This window comes from Gottfriedia acidiceleris, assembly GCF_023115465.1.
Taxonomy (GTDB): Bacteria; Bacillota; Bacilli; order Bacillales; family Bacillaceae_G; genus Gottfriedia; species Gottfriedia acidiceleris_B.
In genome coordinates this window covers 3,359,250-3,377,522 of sequence record NZ_CP096034.1, presented here as the reverse complement: position 1 = coordinate 3,377,522, position 18,273 = coordinate 3,359,250, and the positions used below count along the sequence as shown (strand labels likewise).

Annotated in this window: 16 protein-coding genes; 11 read left to right on the top strand and 5 right to left on the bottom strand. The window is 31.7% G+C overall.

Annotated elements, in window-relative coordinates:
* Positions 1-527: 527 nt before the first annotated feature.
* A complete protein-coding gene (galU, locus tag MY490_RS16105) occupies positions 528-1,439 on the top strand; it encodes a UTP--glucose-1-phosphate uridylyltransferase GalU (RefSeq protein WP_098861987.1) in 912 nt (303 codons plus the stop codon).
* 1 nt (position 1,440) lies between these two features.
* A complete protein-coding gene (locus MY490_RS16100) occupies positions 1,441-2,751 on the top strand; it encodes a UDP-glucose dehydrogenase family protein (RefSeq protein WP_248266589.1) in 1,311 nt (436 codons plus the stop codon).
* Positions 2,752-2,798: 47 nt separating this feature from the next.
* Here MY490_RS16100 and MY490_RS16095 read toward each other — a convergent pair whose 3' ends face one another.
* Entirely contained in the window at positions 2,799-3,581 is a 783-nt protein-coding gene (locus tag MY490_RS16095) for a HipA family kinase (RefSeq protein WP_248266588.1), read from the bottom strand.
* Entirely contained in the window at positions 3,574-4,683 is a 1,110-nt protein-coding gene (locus tag MY490_RS16090; RefSeq protein WP_248266587.1) for a glycosyltransferase family 4 protein, read from the bottom strand. The genes MY490_RS16095 and MY490_RS16090 overlap by 8 nt, the downstream gene beginning before the upstream one ends.
* A gap of 316 nt (positions 4,684-4,999) precedes the next feature.
* Between MY490_RS16090 and MY490_RS16085 the strand changes: the two genes are divergently transcribed.
* The 4 genes from MY490_RS16085 to menC are packed head-to-tail and all read left to right on the top strand — an operon-like array spanning position 5,000 to position 9,014.
* On the top strand, positions 5,000-5,854 hold the full coding sequence (locus MY490_RS16085) for a MurR/RpiR family transcriptional regulator (RefSeq protein ID WP_248266586.1): 855 nt from the start codon (positions 5,000-5,002) through the stop codon (positions 5,852-5,854).
* Between the two features lie 24 nt (positions 5,855-5,878).
* Positions 5,879-7,054 carry an amidohydrolase gene (locus MY490_RS16080; RefSeq protein WP_248266585.1) on the top strand — a complete coding sequence of 392 codons (1,176 nt, stop codon included), beginning with the start codon at positions 5,879-5,881 and terminating at the stop codon, positions 7,052-7,054.
* Entirely contained in the window at positions 7,029-7,871 is an 843-nt protein-coding gene (locus MY490_RS16075; RefSeq protein ID WP_248266584.1) for a GNAT family N-acetyltransferase, read from the top strand. Before MY490_RS16080 ends, MY490_RS16075 begins: the two co-directional genes overlap by 26 nt.
* Positions 7,872-7,898: 27 nt before the next feature.
* Positions 7,899-9,014 (top strand): o-succinylbenzoate synthase, encoded by a 1,116-nt coding sequence (gene menC / locus MY490_RS16070; protein ID WP_248266583.1) that lies wholly within the window; start codon positions 7,899-7,901, stop codon positions 9,012-9,014.
* Positions 9,015-9,314: 300 nt separating this feature from the next.
* Here menC and MY490_RS16065 read toward each other — a convergent pair whose 3' ends face one another.
* The 3 genes from MY490_RS16065 to MY490_RS16055 are packed head-to-tail and all read right to left on the bottom strand — an operon-like array spanning position 9,315 to position 12,670.
* Positions 9,315-10,502: a hypothetical protein gene (locus tag MY490_RS16065; protein WP_248266582.1), complete on the bottom strand. Its 1,188-nt coding sequence runs from the start codon at positions 10,500-10,502 to the stop codon at positions 9,315-9,317.
* 17 nt (positions 10,503-10,519) lie between these two features.
* Positions 10,520-11,719, bottom strand: a complete 1,200-nt coding sequence (locus MY490_RS16060; RefSeq protein WP_248266581.1) for a DUF58 domain-containing protein — start codon at positions 11,717-11,719, stop codon at positions 10,520-10,522.
* Positions 11,720-12,670 (bottom strand): AAA family ATPase, encoded by a 951-nt coding sequence (locus tag MY490_RS16055; RefSeq protein WP_248266580.1) that lies wholly within the window; start codon positions 12,668-12,670, stop codon positions 11,720-11,722.
* Between the two features lie 368 nt (positions 12,671-13,038).
* Here MY490_RS16055 and MY490_RS16050 point away from each other — a divergent pair, with 368 nt between their 5' ends.
* The 5 genes from MY490_RS16050 (at position 13,039) to MY490_RS16030 (ending at position 18,158) form a co-directional block, all read left to right on the top strand.
* Positions 13,039-14,211 (top strand): CapA family protein, encoded by a 1,173-nt coding sequence (locus tag MY490_RS16050; RefSeq protein ID WP_248266579.1) that lies wholly within the window; start codon positions 13,039-13,041, stop codon positions 14,209-14,211.
* 1,256 nt (positions 14,212-15,467) lie between these two features.
* Positions 15,468-16,016 (top strand): RNA polymerase sigma factor, encoded by a 549-nt coding sequence (locus MY490_RS16045; RefSeq protein ID WP_248266578.1) that lies wholly within the window; start codon positions 15,468-15,470, stop codon positions 16,014-16,016.
* Complete coding sequence (locus MY490_RS16040; protein ID WP_248266577.1) at positions 16,013-16,474, top strand: hypothetical protein; 462 nt, start codon at positions 16,013-16,015, stop codon at positions 16,472-16,474. Before MY490_RS16045 ends, MY490_RS16040 begins: the two co-directional genes overlap by 4 nt.
* A gap of 14 nt (positions 16,475-16,488) precedes the next feature.
* A complete protein-coding gene (locus tag MY490_RS16035) occupies positions 16,489-16,944 on the top strand; it encodes a hypothetical protein (RefSeq protein WP_248266576.1) in 456 nt (151 codons plus the stop codon).
* Complete coding sequence (locus MY490_RS16030; RefSeq protein ID WP_248266575.1) at positions 16,941-18,158, top strand: DUF4097 family beta strand repeat-containing protein; 1,218 nt, start codon at positions 16,941-16,943, stop codon at positions 18,156-18,158. The genes MY490_RS16035 and MY490_RS16030 overlap by 4 nt, the downstream gene beginning before the upstream one ends.
* Positions 18,159-18,273: the final 115 nt, after the last annotated feature.

The following is an 18,273-nucleotide window of genomic DNA, read 5'->3' as shown; positions in this document are numbered from 1 at the left end:
CTTATTTAAAGTTAAATTGGCTAAATTAACGCCAAAACTCGTGTAATGAATATCAACTCTTGGAAAGACAAAAATGGCTAAATTAACGCTAAAAATAGAATGGTGATTGTTAATGGAATGAACAATAAAGTCGATTAATTTAAGGGTTAAATCGACTTGCTTATCGCCTATCCTGGAGAAACCTCTATTAAAAAATGTATAAATTAGCACAATTAATGCTCATGTAAACGCAATTAATCTTCAAATTTCATAATGAATGTGAGAATGATGCAAACATGGATCAAATAGTACAAAACTAGTTCAAGTAACACGAAAAGTCTCTCAAATATATTTATGTTGGTGCATGAATTCCTACAAATTTTTCCTTGTAATAGATTGGTTTAGTGTTCTTAAAAAATTAAATCTATAGGCAAAAAAAAACTAGTTTTTAAGTCAGAAACTTTCTAAACATAATAGGTATATATGGTGACAAGACCTCCTTCATTTACATATAAAGTATAATGAACAAATGTTTGGAGGCAAGTCAAATGAAAATCCGCAAGGCTATTATTCCCGCTGCTGGTCTCGGGACTCGTTTTTTGCCAGCAACAAAAGCGTTGCCAAAAGAAATGTTACCTATAGTTGATAAACCAACTATTCAATATATCGTTGAAGAAGCTGTAGCTTCCGGAATTGAAGAAATCATTATTATTAGTGGTAGGGGCAAACGAGCAATCGAAGATCATTTTGATAAATCATATGAATTAGAAGAATCATTATCTCGAAAAAACAAGCTAACTGTTTTGGAAGAAATGCAGAAAATATCCAATATGGTGAAAATATTTTATGTTCGACAAAAGGAACCAAAAGGATTAGGAGATGCAATATTATGTGCTAAGAGTTTTATAGGAGATGAACCATTTGCTGTTTTGTTAGGGGATGACATCGTTATGTCTACAACACCTTGCTTACAGCAAATTATTAATGTTTACGAGAAATATAATGCCCCGGTTATTGCTGTTCAGAATGTTCCTGATGAAGAAGTAAGTAAATATGGCGTTATTAAACAAAAAGAAAGTACTTACGATACAAATACAAATCTATTTCAAGTTGAGTGTCTAGTAGAAAAACCAAAATTGAAAGATGCCCCCTCAAATTATGCAATTATGGGACGTTATATCCTTACTCCAGAGATTTTTGATATTTTAGAAACAATTTCTGTGGGACAAGGCTGTGAATTACAATTAACAGATGCGATTAATGAATTAAATAAAAATCAATTTGTCTTAGCATATAATTTCGAAGGTAAACGATATGATATCGGAAATAAAATCGGATTTATAATGGCTACAATTGATTTTGCGATTAATAGAGAAGATATAAAAGATGAGGTTATCGCTTTCTTAAATGAGGTCATATCTGATCATGCTCTAAATATGAAGAATCAGGAAGTGGATTAACTTGAAAATTTCTATATTAGGTACGGGCTATGTCGGTTTAACAACAGGAGTCTGTTTAGCAGAGATTGGTCACTCAGTAACTTGTATTGATATAAATGAACTTAAAATAAAAAATTTGTGTGAAGGTATTTCTCCAATATATGAACCGGGAATTGAAGAGTTAATAACGAATAATATAAAGTTAGGAAAATTATCTTTCACAACCTCATATGATAAGGGGTTAGAAGATGCTAAGGTTATTATCATTGCAGTAGGTACCCCTCAAAGAGAAGATGGGGCAGCAAATTTATCCTATCTTGAGGGTGCAGCAATTGATATCGCGAAAAATATTAAACAAGACGTAATTATTGCTATTAAAAGTACTGTTCCAGTTGGAACGAATGAAGTAGTAAAGGAAATTATTCAACAAAATTGCAGTAAAGATATTGTAATTGACGTTGTTTCCAATCCAGAGTTCCTAAGACAAGGCTCCGCAATTAAAGATACGATGGAAGCAGATCGAATCATTATCGGTAGCGATAATCAAGAGTCTGCTAGAATTGTTGAAGAACTGTATAAACCATTAAATGTACCAATCTTAATTACTAGTATTCGAAGTGCAGAAATGATTAAGTACGCATCCAATGCATTTTTAGCTAGCAAAATAAGTTATATAAATGAAATTGCAAATCTTTGTGAAGCACTCGGTGCAAATGTAGAAGATGTGGCAAAAGGAATGGGTAAAGATAAACGAATCGGTGAAGCATTTTTATATGCTGGAATAGGTTATGGCGGCTCTTGTTTCCCAAAAGATGTTAAAGCATTATTGCACACAGCCGAGTTAAATGGGATTGAATTTGGTTTTCTAAAGGAAACGATTTCAATTAATAATTTTCAACGCGAATTGCTCGTAAAGAAAGCTATTGAACGGTTTGGTATATTAAAAGGGAAAAAGATTGCATGTCTAGGATTATCGTTTAAACCAGATACAGACGATATGAGAGAAGCACCTTCTATTAATATCATAAATTCTTTAACAGAATTAGGAGCAGAAGTCATTGCATATGACCCTGTTGCAATTGAAAACGCAAAAAAAATACTAGGTAGTAATATAACGTTCGCTAATTCAATAAATGAATGTGTAACGGATACAGATGCAATTTTTATCGTTACTGAGTGGAGAGAATTTAGAGAGCTTGACTTACCTAGCATACTAAAGAAAATGAAGAATCCAATTATTTTTGACGGAAGAAACTGTCTGATGGAAGAAAAAGTAAGAGATTGTGAGAAAATAGAATATTACCCAGTTGGTAAACCGTCTATAATTCAATAATAATGAAAAAACGACTTTCAAACTAATTTGAAGTCGTTTTTGTTATACTATTCATTTTGATCATGTAATGGACGGTAGATCGTTTTGACGAATTTATGTTTAAGATATGGGAGAATTTTTTTTCTGCGATTTACTAATCTGCCTACAATTGCCTTTTTGTCTTCCTTTGTTAATAACCAATCATCAGGTATTACTTCTACTATTTCTTCTAATAGCAGAACCGGGAATCTTTGGATGATTTGAAGTTGTTCATTAAATTCTTCTTCACTATTTATATAGTGGGACATGAATTGATGAGTTGAACTTTTCATAATATTTTGAGGCAAAGTTTCTAACTCTGAAGTTAACCAGCTATAGGATCCAAATGCTTCTGCATGGTCAATGATCCATAGTTTAAATTGATCTAAACTTTCTTCACGAAGTAAAATGTTTTTTCGTGTACGGTCTCCATTACATAGCCAATAATCGAATAATATAATGCCTGCAAGCTGATGGTTATTTAAAATACTAGGTACTGATACAACTTGGTGTCCATTTAACGTTTCAGGTACATATAAAGAAGCAAACTGAAACTTTGAATGTTGAACTTCTTCCATGATTAGATCTGGTATTTTTTTTGAAAATTCTTCAGGAATAGAAACGATTTGAGCAAAAGGAACTGGCAAATCTAAAAATCTAGCAATACAATAAGCAACCCATTCGTTTGGTAATGTTTTCTCATATCCAGGCCGAAAATATTTCACAACATAATCTCTACCGTCACTAAATGTAATTAAATGAGCATTGGATTTACCTTCTAGTTTTTTAAGATAGGAAACTGGTTCAATCATTTTGAATCACATCACTTTTTTTGTCATTACCGAATTTTAGAAGATATTCGCGATAAATATCGGCTACTTTATGAATAGCAAAATTATTTTCAACATGGTTGATTGCATTTTGCGATAGCTTTTCATGAAACTTCTTATTATCAACGATTGAATATATTTTTTTAACAGCATCTTGAACATCATGTCCTCGAAAAAGCATCCCTGTTTCGCCTTGAAGAACGATTTCTGAAATAGGCATTATATTAGAAGCAACAACAGGAACACCACATGCCATAGACTCAATAAAGGTATTCCCAAATGATTCTACTTTTGTAGTTGCGATTGTACAACCACCAGATTGAAGCACTTTTGCGTATACATGGGGCATTTGTTGATAAGGAATAACTGGAAACCATTTAATGATATCGGTTAGACCTTCTTCCTTCCAAGTTACTGCAAAATCCTCTCGCTGAACGCTTTGAGCTCCTCCAATTAACCAAATTTCAATATCCGACCGTTCACTTTTTATCAATTTTGCAATTTCAATTAACATTGGCCAGTTTTTTCGTTTATCAACTCTACCGATACAGCACACAATTTTTTTATTGTTTGGAAGGATTGGATTATTTTCAGATGCAATTTCATCTTGAGCTAATGGATGGAAAAATGATGTGTCAACACCATTGTAGATTACTTTAATGGGGATATTATCTGTTAAGATGGAAACCAATCTTTTTTGATAATTAGATGGAACAATAATAGAAACAGGTTCAATTGATCTAAATTTTTTTAAATGAGGTTGTAGTTTTATCAGCTCGGGCGTACGTGCTTCTACAATAACAGGTCCTTTATATTTAGCTTTTTGTAACCACTTATACGCTGATCCCGTATCTACTACAATGATTGCGTCATATGCATTCTTTTTAATAATATCAATAATTTCGTTTTCGTTTTTCGTTAAATAGACCGGTGCAACATCTTCCATTATGTGTAATCCACCATGATCTGTTGTGTATAAAAACTCAGTATCAATGCCAAACTTTTTAAAATAAATTGAACGATTCCTCCAGCCAGCATTTACTCCACCAACTGTTAAGAGACGCCAGATTATTAAGACTTTCAAATTTTCCCCTCCTTGGTTTTAGGGTATACAAATAACTTTTAAACCGATTTGAAAACTAATTGTATACACGATTTCGGCTTTTGACCGGATTCAAATCTTGAATAGTAGTCCTATTTTAGTTAATTCAAATTGAGGTAAATTGTAAGGGCAATTAACTACTAACAACAAATATTTATTAGGTTAAAAGCAGAAAAACTTACTTCTATTTTTCCTTGCCCCTAGTTTAGGGATATGATAATGTATAAGAAAAAGAAGTATTGACTGCAAGTTTTAGAATTAAAGAAGGAAAAACTTCAGTGATGGAAGGATTAAAATAATGGAGCGACCTAATTTTAGATTGTTAGTTAAGGAAAAATTTTTACAATTATCACCAGGGCAAAAAAAAGTAGCGACTTATATGATTGAAAATCTTGAGGAGTGTGCTTTTAAAACTGCTTACCAAATTGGAAAAAAAGCTGAAGTAAGTGAAACAACGGTCATTCGTCTTTCATACGCACTCGAATTTGAAGGCTTCAGTGATATGCAGTTATGTGTTCAAAATGAGTTTCTTCATTTAAATAAAGCCGATTATATAAAAGAAAAAGAAGAGATAAAAAATGCAGAAGGACAAAATACTTTTACACAAATTATCGAAAATGAAGTAAATATTTTAAGAAACTTATTACAACCTTCCAATATTAAGGAAATTTCAAAAGCTGTTGAAGCCATTACCTGTGCTGATCAAGTGTTAATAGTTGGTCATCGAGTATCCCATATAGCTGCGTACTGGTTTTCGAATACGTTAAGCTCAATTAGAGGTAACGTATTGTATTGTTCTCCAGCAGGTGACTTTTATGAAAAGTTTTGTAATTTAACAGAAAAATCAGTTGTTATTGCATTTTCTTTTCCAAGGTATGCAAAGGAAACATTAACAATTGCAGAATGTACGAAAGAAAATGGAGTAAGTTTAATTTCAGTTACTGATCGATTGTTATCACCAATTGGTCGAATTGCAGATATTGTTCTAACTACAGAAGAAAATGTGGAAAGTGGTTCTAACTCAATCGCATCAGTTATTAGTCTATTAAATTTAGTGATTGCGGGATTATATGAAAAAGACCAAAAAAGAATTCAAATATATCAACAAAAATTGGAAAAAATTTATTCTACCTATGAAGTGTTTATAGAATAGAAAAAACAGTTAGGAGAAATTCTTATGAATCCACAATCTTTTCTAGATCATAATAAAGAAACTATTTTAAAAACTTATCAGGATTTACATAAGTTAGCTGAGCCTAGTTGGCATGAAGAAAAAACAGCAAAGTATTTAAGAGAACGTCTAAATGATACAGAAGTTGAGATCAAAACGTTTAGAAATCATTTTGGATTTATTGCAGAAATTAAGGGTCAAAATGATACAGTTGTTGCCCTAAGAGCTGATATGGATGCACTAGTTCAAGAAGTTGATGGTGTTGTAATGGCAAACCACTCATGTGGTCATGATGCTCATAGTACGATGGTTTTATATGCAGCGTTGGCGATTTCTGCAAGTGGTATAAAGCCTAAGCATACGATTCGATTTATCTTCCAGCCAGCCGAGGAAAAGGGTGAAGGAGCCCTTCAAATGATGGAAGATGGTGCATTAGACAATGTCATTTCATTGTTTGGCGTACACTTAAGACCAGAAAGAGAAATACCTTTTCAAAAGGCATCTCCAGTGATCATACATGGGTCTGCTGAAACGATTAAAGGTACAATTCGAGGAATTCAGGCACACGCATCTAGACCACAAGATGGTATTAATGCGATTGAAGTAGCTGCTGAAATAGTCAATAAATTAAAGCAAATAAATTTAAATACAGATATCCCCCATTCAATAAAAATGACTCAAATTCAAACTGAAAATGAAGCATCAAATACGATACCAGAAACAGTAAAGTTTTCGCTTGATGTTAGAGCGCAAACAAATGATATTATGAATCAATTAAACGCCCGCACAGTAGAGGTGTTTGAGGAAACGATGATTGAAACAAAAGCTAAGATTTCGTGGTCTATGGAAGAGTTTGTTCCAGCGGCCGTACAAAACGAGCAGGCTATAAAAATTACTGAGAGAGCCATCGTAGAAATAATCGGGCATGAAAACGTTGTGCCTGAATGCATTTCAAATGGTGGGGAGGACTTCCATTTCTATACCAATAGATATCCTCAAATTGCGGCTACTATGCTCGGTTTAGGATGTGGATTAACTCCGGGGTTACATCATCCTCATATGAGTTTTAATTTAGAAGCACTTCATTATGGAGCGAAAATTTTAACTCAAACAGTTTTATTAGCATCAGAACAAGAACAATTAAGAGGTGAGGCAAATGCTAAACAAACTGAATCAATCTGAAGTTAATACAGGAATTAAGATCCGTGCACTACATTCCATTGAAGAAATGGGGCAGGTACGAGAACTAGAATCTAAAATTTGGGGTTTTGAGGATTCAATTCCTACCCATCAAACAATTACAGCTGCAAAAAATGGCGGATTAGTATTAGGTGCATATTTTGACGATAAAATAATTGGTTTTCAATATAGTTTTCCTGGTTATGATGGTTCAACTGTTTATCTTTGTTCCCATATGCTTGGAATTGATCAAGCGTTTCGTAATAAAGGGATTGGAAAACTGCTTAAAATTGCCCAGCGAGAAGAAGCTCTTAAACTGGGCTATAAACTGATTACTTGGACTTATGATCCATTAGAAACAGCAAATGGATATTTAAATATTTCTAAGTTAGGCGGAGTTTGTAATACGTATATTGAAAACTGCTATGGAGAAATGGAAGACTTATTAAATAGCGGAATTCCATCTGACCGTTTTCTAGTTGAATGGTATATTGCAAAAGGGGAAGAGGAAGAGGAGAATTTAAGACCTTATGAATTAGATGAAGCAATTAATAATTCACTTATTAAATGGGAAGAAAGCAATGAAGGAATACCCATACCGATTCAAAACGATATTGATGTGCTTAACGATTTAGCCTTTGTTGCGGTACCAAAAGATTTCCGAACAATTAGAGAAAAGAATATTAAAATTGCAAGCCAGTGGCGAATGCTTACTAGAGAGTCCTTTAAAAAATTATTTCAAAGCGGATGGAAAGTTACTGGATTTTATAAGAATTCAGACTCGGAAATGCCAGTTCATTTTTATGTAATGAACAAATAGAAAAGAAATATAAAGGAGAGTTCGGAAATGAAAATTAAAAAAGTAATATTACGCCATATGAAGCTAGATTTATTGCATCCATTTACAACAAGCTTTGGTACTGAATATGACCGTGAATTTATTCTATTAGAAGCGATAAGTGAAGATGGAATATCAGGTTGGGCTGAATCTGTTGCTATGCTTGATCCGCTTTATAATGAAGAAACTTTAAAAACAAATTGGCATATTCTAGAAGATTATTTAATTCCAATCGTGTTAAATAATAAAATTAATCATCCAGACGAAATTTCCGAAAAGTATTTCTCACATATTCGTGGGAACTATATGGCCAAAGCTGCCATAGAAGGCGCAATTTGGGATCTTTATGCTAAACAAGAAAATATCTCACTTTCAACTGCGTTAGGTGGAACGAAAAAGGAAATTGAAGTAGGAGTAAGTATTGGGATTCAAGATTCAATCGATTCAACAATTAAAATTATCGAAAATCGACTTGCAGAAGGCTATAAAAGATTTAAATTAAAAATCAAACCAGGCTGGGATATTGAACTGATCGATAAAGTACGAAAAGTTTATCCAACTATTCCTTTAATGGCGGATGCAAACTCAGCATACACTTTATCTGATATGGACCAATTAATTGCATTAGATGATTATAATTTAATGATGATCGAACAACCACTTGCATACAACGATATTATCGATCACGCAGACTTACAAGAAAGAATGAAAACTCCGATCTGCTTAGACGAGAGTATTCACTCACTAGAAGATGCTAGAAAAGCAATAAAACTAGGAAGTTGCAAAATTATTAATATTAAAATTGGTCGAGTTGGAGGACTTACTCAATCAAGAAAAATACATGATCTATGCCAGGAAAATGGAATTCCATTATGGTGTGGTGGAATGCTTGAATCAGGAATAGGAAGAGCCCATAATATTGCAATCACTTCATTACCTAATTTCATTTTACCTGGAGACACAGCGGCATCTGCATTATACTGGGCAGAAGATATTATCGAACCAGAAGTAACCGTAGAAAATGGAATGATTACCGTACCAACCAAACCAGGTATCGGATACGACCCACACATGCAAAATATTGAAAAATATACAATCAGTACGAAGGTTTATATTAAGAATTAAATACAAGGGTATGGAGAGGACACAAACTTAAGTTTAAGGTTTGTGTTTTTTTCGTATGATTCAAGAGCCTTATGAGTAAGTATGGATCATCATTTCTCATTATTAAGTACTCGAAATGGTGTTCTTTGTTGATCAAACGTTGAAATTTCGATATATAGTTCCAAGGCTACATGTATGAATAGATTTAATTGCAGAAATAGCATATTTAATTGCAGCTACACAGATTTATTCGTAATCTCAACATTTTCAACAACATGAAAACCCAAACCTAAGTACAAGGTTTTGGGTTTTTCTTCGTTCTTAATCTTCTTCCTTATGCTTGCTTTTAATCTTATCTTTGATTCTATTCACTTGTTCTTCAAATTTTTCAATATCCTTTATCTCACCTTTACCATAGCGAATGGAGTTATATGCATCAATTAGTTCATCTTCATGCGGTATTTGTATTCGCACCAACCACTCTTTTAATGTTTCATTTTGGTGTCGCCCCATCTTATATTTGGTTGCAAATTTTTGGAGTTGGAAGATTAGTTTTCTGATTTGATCTGTTGGGGCAGAGTGTTTAAAAAAGCGTCTTTTTTTCCTCATGTGTTCTGGTATTGCATTATATTCGATGCAATTTTCTTGTTTGACAGTATGTTTTTCATTACGTATATAAGTAAGTTTTCTGATGACTAGCCAAATGACGATTAAAACGATCATTAATAATAATAACCATACCCAAGTAGGAGTCGATTCTAATATATAATGGTGATTACGTATATTTTGTGGAAGTTTATCTTCAGCACTTGAATTTCGGCCTAGCTTGATTTTTTTCTCTTTTATAGTGATGCGATCTACATAGTTAAATAAAGGAGTTCCTAAAAAACCAACTGCACTAAATAAAACGTTCAGTAATTTAAAGATCCCCCACTTTAAGACCGGTAATATGAACGATATGGTACTAGTAAGAAGGGCTGCTATACTAATTGTTCCTATAATTCCTCGATAGTTTCTAATGGTTTGTGTAGTGACTGCTTGCTGAAAATATCTACCTAAACTAAATAAAATTGTAAAAATAATTATTATCCATAATATCAAGTTCATATGAGAGTAATGTGAAGTCCAGCCAAAAAAAAGGACTATCAAACTCGTTAAATAAAAAATGATTTGTAATTTATTTCGTTCTTCGATCCATAACGAAGTGTCCTTAAGAAAAGCTTCAAGTCGTAAATAGATAAAACAAGCACATAAAATAGATGTAACTGAATTTAAGCCAAGAGTATAACTGATTCCCCCAGAAATAATGGCTGCTAGAAACAGAATAACTCGTGGTACTTGAGATTTTCGTAATGAGTAAAGTAAAAATAGATTTCCAATCAAAAAAATACAAATGATTGCCAAAGTAGGTGGCAGTTGATTTTTTGATTCGTATATAAAAATAATGATTAAATAGAGTAAAAGATATTCTAATGAAAAAAAGTATGTAGAAAGTAAACGTAAAATCATTTCATGATCCTTTCGACTTAATGTTGTCCAAATGGAACAAGTGTTGGACTTTCTAAATCATCTTGTAGATAATAGATGCTTTGACCACGTTTTCGCATTTGAGCGATATATCGATCACCATGCTTACCGAACGGGCCACATAAAATAACAACAGGAGATTTTCGTTGTTGCTTTTCTACGTAATGAAGTAATCGATCAATTGGCTGAGTCATTCTTGCGCCATTAATTCGGGCAAGGATATCATAAGTTTTACTTAGTTGAGATTTACCTCCACCAATCGGTAAATGATAAACAGGAACCCCACTTTCCATGTTCAAGTTTAAGAATATTTCATAATTAATATTTTTTATGGCAGCGTATTTGACGATATAGGCAATATTACTAGCAATTGATTCGATGTTTTCAATTATACTTAATCTAAAATTATCATGATGAGTATCTCGTAAATTTAAAATAAATGTAATTGAATAGTCAGCAGTTCGTTCATAAACTTTCGTTTGAAGTACTTGAGTTTTAGCACTAGCTTTCCAGTGAATTCGATGAAATGAGTCAGAATATACATAATCTCTTGTTCCAATGGGAGCTAGAAAATCTTCAAACATACTTGTATTTGTTACAAAACTACCATATGAGTTAGTTGAAAAAATTTGTTCAATTTGAGGTACAGGAATTAATGTTGGATAAATAATAATTTCTTTATGTAAAAATGGTTTATATGTTAAATATAAATATCCTAAACTGAAAAAGTTTGAAATTTTTAATTCTACTTGTTTAATTCTAGTAACTCCACGTTTAGTAGCTGAAAGTGGTAATGTAATCTGAATCGTTTCGTTCCCTTTTAGTTGAATTGGGATCATTAGTTCCAAATGTGAATTGCTACTAACAGTTTTAAAATTTATACTATCTACTATAGGTTCTAATTTTATTCGAATTGTTGCGTTTATAATTGGTAACCAATGATTCTGGGTTATCTTAATCGGTAAATTAAATTGTTCTCCGACGGAAACTCGAATGGGCTCCTTGTCGTTTTCGATAATCAGGTGATCTGCAATATGTTTTAAATAGTACCGACTCATTAAACTAATGATGATTAAAAATCCTCCTAAAAACATTAATAAATAGGAAGATTGATAGAAATTAATAATTAGAAATATGATCCCAAAAATAGTTAGGATATCAAGTGAATTTTTACCATGTATTTCTTTATTCCAAGTCATTTATTCACTAGCTCCAGCTTCTACAGGAACTTCAACTTGATTTAAAACGGATTCAATAACTTGTATAGCATTTTTCTTTAAGGATGCCTCAAGGGTCAAGACTAATCTGTGTGAAAGGAGATAAATCGCAACATCCTTCACATCTTGTGGTGTGACAAATGATCTATTGTTTATATATGCTTTACCTTGTGAAGCTCTCATTAGTGCCAATGTACCACGTGGACTAATGCCGAGTTGAATATCTTCGTTATTTCTCGTTGAATGAATAATATTTAAAATATAATCCTCTACTTCTTCCGAAATTGTAACGGTTTTTACCTGTTCTTTCATTTCATCAATTTCTTCTAGAGTTAGTACATTTTTTAAATTCAAATATGGAGTATTTGAACGATATGACTTCATAATGCTTTTTTCTTCTTCAAATGTAGGGTATTCCAAACGAATCTGCATAAAAAATCGATCCATTTGTGCTTCAGGTAATGGAAACGTACCTTGTTGTGATTCAATTGGATTTTGCGTTGCTATAACGATAAACGGATTTGGAAGCGGAATAGTTTCTCCATCAATAGTTACCTGGCGTTCTTCCATTACCTCTAATAAACTAGCTTGGGTTCTAGGTGTAGCACGATTAATCTCATCAGCTAATAAAATGTTAGTCATAACAGGACCAATTCGAAGCTGAAAGTCTTGTTCTTTTGGATGAAAAAATTGAATTCCTGTTACATCACTAGGTAATAAATCCGGTGTAAATTGAATTCTTTTAAACAAACCGTTAATTGTTTTGGCAAAGCTTTTAGCTAATTGTGTCTTTCCAGTACCAGGGACACTTTCTAGTAAAATATGTCCATTATTAATAAGAGCGATGAAAATCATTTCAACGACATCCTCTTTACCAATTATGACGTGACTAATCTCTTTTTTTAATTGTAATAACTTTTCTAATCTATTCATTGTTCTCTCCTTATCTTTTAAAACGTTTTAAGCATTATTAAATCTGTTTAAAATTCAAAAAATTGTTGAACATGTTATTATTTTAATAGTTAAACATTAGTAAAGTCCAATAATTCTCAATTTTTAAAATCCAGTATTGTAAACGATTGATATTAGTTGATATTTTAAAATAAACACTGTAAAATATAGTGCCCTTTTGTTAAAAAATGGAAATAACTAAAAAGAAGAAATGTCGGAAAGGCCAATGTTTAAGGATCAAAAGAGTTAAAAGATGATAAGGATAAAAATATGGATACATATGTTCCGTATTGTTTGGCTTTACCAATACCATACATTCCATTTACCTAGCTTTAACTGGAGAGAAAAAGATGAAAAAAATAATTATCATATTAGTAACCTGTTTTTTTGCTTTACTTTGCGGGTGTACAAAAAATAATCAAGAGAGACATAAAGTAAAAGAAAATAAACAAAATACAGAACAGATTAAAGAGAAGAAGGAACCTATAAAAAAAATAAACCAGATTGTTACAAAAGTGACTGTTGGTGCCGTAGGGGACCTATTAATTCATAATGAAGTATATGAAGATGCTAGGCTTCCAAATGGAGTATATAACTTTAATAAAATGTTTGATGAAGTTAGAAAAACGATGGAAAAGCCAGACATTTTAGTAGCGAATCAAGAAACGATGATTGGTGGAAAGCAATTCGGATTATCTACGTATCCAGCGTTTAATAGTCCATATGAAGTTGGAGATGCAATTAAAGGGGCTGGGGTTGATTTTGTAACACTGGCCAATAATCATTCACTTGATCGAGGTGAAAAAATTATACGAAGTGCAATTTCGCATTGGGATGCTATTCATATGCCATATACAGGTGCTTTTAAATCACAGGCAGATCATGACCAAATTAGAGTAATAAATAAAAATAATATTCGATTTTCATTTCTTGCTTACACATTTGGTACAAATGGGATTCCCGTACCTAAAGGAAAAGATTATTTAGTAAATTTGATTGACCTTGCGAAAATACGTAGTGATGTTGAAAGGGCAAAGAAAGTATCAGATGTAGTAGTAGTTGCCATGCATTGGGGGATTGAATATGAAAGAATGCCGAACAATACCCAAAAGAATCTTGCAAAACAATTGGCTGATATGGGAGTTCAAATTATTATTGGTAATCATCCACACGTTCTGCAACCGCCGGCATGGATCACTGGAAAAACGGGGAATAAAACAATCGTCTTTTACTCATTAGGAAATTACCTATCAGCTCAAGATGAAATCTATGAGTTAATTGGTGGCATGGGTACAATTGATGTAGTTAAAACTCTAACTAATCAAAATGTGAAAATTGAATTGAAAAATCCAAGCTTTTTCCCTACTTATAATTACTATCGAGATAATCGTAATTTTAAAATTATGTCTTTGGAAAAAATTAATAATGTTAATCTAAAAAATGGCAAATTGAGATACAACGAAATAATGAACCATATGCGAACAAATATTAAGGATTTAAAAAGTATTTCTGAGGTTCAATAGAATCTAAAATGTTGGCTACATACTTAACATTGAAAGATTGTTATTACAAGCTTCACTCTGTTGAAAAAAAATTGTCAATTAATTACCAATTTTTGTAAAGCAGAAGGGTGAGGTTGATTTCCACTAGGGGATGATCGCTTTATATGGTACGAGATTCTTTATCCGCCTCGGGAAGCCTGCGGGGTCTCAGGATTCGGCGCATATCCCATAGGAGTAGCATCCCTTTTGTTCCAATCAACTGATTCTTAAAAATACTGATTACTTAAAAATAGAATTTAATATCCTATATTTAGAATAGCGTAACAGTTTGTTAATTAGTTTATAATTATGATTGAACATAATTTTTAAATTCTCATGAGTGAACAATTACTAGAGTTAGTACTATTATAATACCGCTCAAACATATGACATTTAAAATCATTATTAGATCATAAAAAATGAATTATATTATCAATAAAATTCAATTAATATCAGCTTGATCATTATATATTTCAACACTCTAAAAGTTTGTTTTTACAAGTTTTTCATGCTGTTGAAAAACTACCTTGTCAATTAATTATCAAATTTTCGTAAAAGGAGTAGAGTGATGTTGATTTCCACTACATGGTGCTCGCTTTCCATGGGGCGAGATTCTTTAGCCTCCTCGGCGAGCCTGCGGGGTCTTAGCCTTCCCGCTAATCCCATAGGAGTCGATCACCCCTTTCGTTCCAATCAACTTATTCAATCAAAAAAGTCTGTAATAAATACTAGTCAAATAGCCTTTACTTAGAGTAATCTAACTGTTGTATATTAATCAGCTTGTTTATCAATTAATATCGAACAATTATTAAACAAAACTATAAAATTTGTTTCCTAAAAATAGCCCATAATATTTTTAACTTCTAAAAAAATCATTACTAGTGTTATTGAAATAATGAAATTGCTCAAACATATTAACATTTATAACCATTAAAAGATCATTCGAAAAATGCTAATTTTATCAATATTAAATGTTCATTTAAAGTCCGTTTTCCCTATTGACGACTTTATATTTCAACACTCTAAAAGCTTGTTTTTACAAGCTTTTTTATTGTTTATTAATTAAATAAGAGTATTACTCACAAACTATTTTTTAACAAAGTGGAAAATCAACTATTCTTCATTTATTTGAGTAAGAAAGATTGTTTAAAAATTTATTTTAAAAAGTTTTATTTTTTTTGCAGGGTTTTTAAACTTGTCTTCGTCTAAAGTTATGGAAGAAGAAAAGAGGTGATGCAATGGAGTCGGATGAACAATTAGTAAGGAATATAGTAAAGGGGAATCATCAACTATTTAAAGAATTAATAGTAAGATACCAATCAAAGGTATTTGCAGTAGCATTGAAAGTGTCAAATAATCAAAAGGATGCTGAAGATATTTCGCAAGAAGTCTTTCTCCAATTGTATCGTTCTCTCGAAAACTTTAACGGGGAATCTAGCTTGGCCACATGGATTTATCGAATTACAATGAATAAAGCAATTGATTTTAAAAGAAAACAAGTAAAACAACAGGAAAATGAAACTAGTGAATTACTTACTACTTTACCAGAGGAGAATTTTTTATCACCTGAAGAAGCTTTACTAAAAACGATTGATAAAGAACTTATTCATTCATATTTAATTGAATTGCCACAGGCATATAGTGATGTATTGAAATTATATTATTTTGAAGAACTTACTTATGGGGAAATAGCTTTGAAATTAAATGTAGCCGTTAAAACTGTAGAATCACGTTTATATCGAGCCAAACGATTAATTAAAGACAAGCATAAAGGAGGGATCATTTGAAACATTTAACTTCTGACCAACTATTATCGTATCAACAAAAGAAGCTTTCAAATAAAGAATCTCTTTTGCTTGAACAGCACTTAAATGAATGTATCTCATGCCAGGCGGAACTTGAACTTCTAAATGAATTAGACATTGAATGGTTGAATCCACCTGAATTCCATTTTTCAGATGCGCTAGTGAACGAAATAATGAAACAAACTGAATTAATACAGATTACGGAAGAAACGAACGAAAAGAAATCTAACACTAATTCAAAAAAAGTTCGTTTAATCCATTTACTACTGGCTGCTGCAGCAACATTTTTATTCTTTCAATTTCAATTAACTGAACGAATTACAAATTCGAATCGTCACGTTGTACAGACGATTGATCAGACGTCTTCGTTAATCGAAAAAAGTGAAGAAATTAAATTATCAATTCCAATTCCAAAAATTTTGAAAGGAAATAAAAAATAATGGAGGTACAAATTTTGAAAAAACGTAAAAAATTAGTTTATTTATTATCAATCTTACCTGGTCTTGGCCATTTTTATTTAGGATTAATGAGTCGAGGATTGCAGTTTATGCTGTTATTTTTCGGTACAGTATTTTTAACAAATTTAATTTCAAGCTTTGGATTTTTTATACCAGTCATCGTATTTTATAGTTACTTTGATGCACTTCAATATCATAATAAATATCGTGAGGACATTGCATTAGTAGATGAGCCAATCGTAAATAATCAATTTAAATTTAATAAGTTTTTAGTTGGTTGGGTATTAATCGGTTTTGGTTGCTTATCTTTATTAGAGAACGCTTCTGATTATATTTCTAGACATTACAATATTTTTATAGACTATAATTTAGTACAAAATTTACTAATCAGTATTGTTTTTGTTGGACTCGGTATTAAATTATTAACTGGAAAGTCGAAAAAAGAAGTATGAGGAATTGGAAGGTTGGCACTATAACAGCGGGAATTATATTAATTGCAATTGGTTTACTTTGGTTTTTACAAAATTTTATTTCAATTCCTTATTCGAAGCTTCTTATTAATGCATGGCCAGTTGCTTGTATTTTATTAGGAATTGAAATATTACTATTCAATATAGTAAGAAAAGAAGACTCACTTCGATTTCATGGATTTAGTATTTTTTTACTTATATTGATGATGGGTGTTTCATTACTATTTAGTATTGGTCACCTGTTTATCAAAGAAATAGGTTATACATTCAAATCAAGAAATATTGATATAAATGATTCGAAAACGATAACTTCATCAATTAATGAAGTTATTATTAAAGCTAATAATAGTGAAATCAGTGTAAATGGAACTGATTCTAGTGAGGTAAACGTAAATGGTAATATAAGAGTTCCGGATCGTGATAAAAAAGATGTGAGTGAAAAAATATCTGATTATTATTCAGTAAAAACACTTGGTGATAAAATGATTATCGAGATTCGTAATGATGACAATCAGATTTTCCACTTTGATCATGACGACAGATCCCAACTAAATATTGATTTACCTAAAAGTATTTTAACGAATATAAACGTAAAAAATGGCTCTGTAAATTTATCAAATAAAGATAATAAAACAGTAATAAATTCAAATGATGGTCAAATCAATATTGAGAATGTAACTGGAAACTTAGTTGCAAAAACTAGAAATGGTTCGATCAGCTTATCGAATGCAAAATTAAATCGAGAAAGTGAAATTGCAACGAATGATGGTGAAATTAACATCAAAAATATTTCTGGTTTTTTAAATTCTACTACAAGAGATGGTAGCATTTCGATTGAGCAAGCAAATATAGATGGAACAAGTGAAGTAACCACTTATGATGGAGAAATTAACTTAAGTGATTATAAAGGAAAAATAAACGCAAAAACAAAAAATGGTGCAATTAATATTGAGGAAGCATTATTAAATGGTAATAGTAAAATTTCTTCAGATGATGGAGAAATTCAAATCGACCTACTAAAGGATAACAATCTTACAATCAATGCGGAAACAAATGATGGTAGTTTAAGTGGTAATATTGGATGGAAAATCAAAACTAATGACGAAAACCATACAAATAAGGCCATGGTTGGAAGTGGCGAACATCAACTGAATGTTAAATCGAGAAATGGTTCTATTTACGTAAATAAAGATTAAAAGATTAAAAGATTAAAAGCCCCAAGCATAGCATGGGGCTTTTATTACTTAAGACGCAGTATAGTTTTAGTGTATTTTTTTAAAATAAAACAAAGTATAGTATGAATCGCTGCTT

Excerpts from the sequence above, each read along its gene's own strand:
- galU (WP_098861987.1), top strand. The coding sequence starts at position 528 with ATGAAAATCCGCAAGGCTATTATTCCCGCTGCTGGTCTCGGGACTCGT.
- MY490_RS16095 (WP_248266588.1), bottom strand. The coding sequence starts at position 3,581 with ATGATTGAACCAGTTTCCTATCTTAAAAAACTAGAAGGTAAATCCAAT.
- MY490_RS16085 (WP_248266586.1), top strand. The coding sequence starts at position 5,000 with ATGGAGCGACCTAATTTTAGATTGTTAGTTAAGGAAAAATTTTTACAA.
- MY490_RS16080 (WP_248266585.1), top strand. The coding sequence starts at position 5,879 with ATGAATCCACAATCTTTTCTAGATCATAATAAAGAAACTATTTTAAAA.
- MY490_RS16075 (WP_248266584.1), top strand. The coding sequence starts at position 7,029 with ATGCTAAACAAACTGAATCAATCTGAAGTTAATACAGGAATTAAGATC.
- menC (WP_248266583.1), top strand. The coding sequence starts at position 7,899 with ATGAAAATTAAAAAAGTAATATTACGCCATATGAAGCTAGATTTATTG.
- MY490_RS16065 (WP_248266582.1), bottom strand. The coding sequence starts at position 10,502 with ATGATTTTACGTTTACTTTCTACATACTTTTTTTCATTAGAATATCTT.
- MY490_RS16060 (WP_248266581.1), bottom strand. The coding sequence starts at position 11,719 with ATGACTTGGAATAAAGAAATACATGGTAAAAATTCACTTGATATCCTA.
- MY490_RS16055 (WP_248266580.1), bottom strand. The coding sequence starts at position 12,670 with ATGAATAGATTAGAAAAGTTATTACAATTAAAAAAAGAGATTAGTCAC.
- MY490_RS16050 (WP_248266579.1), top strand. The coding sequence starts at position 13,039 with ATGAAAAAAATAATTATCATATTAGTAACCTGTTTTTTTGCTTTACTT.
- MY490_RS16045 (WP_248266578.1), top strand. The coding sequence starts at position 15,468 with ATGGAGTCGGATGAACAATTAGTAAGGAATATAGTAAAGGGGAATCAT.
- MY490_RS16030 (WP_248266575.1), top strand. The coding sequence starts at position 16,941 with ATGAGGAATTGGAAGGTTGGCACTATAACAGCGGGAATTATATTAATT.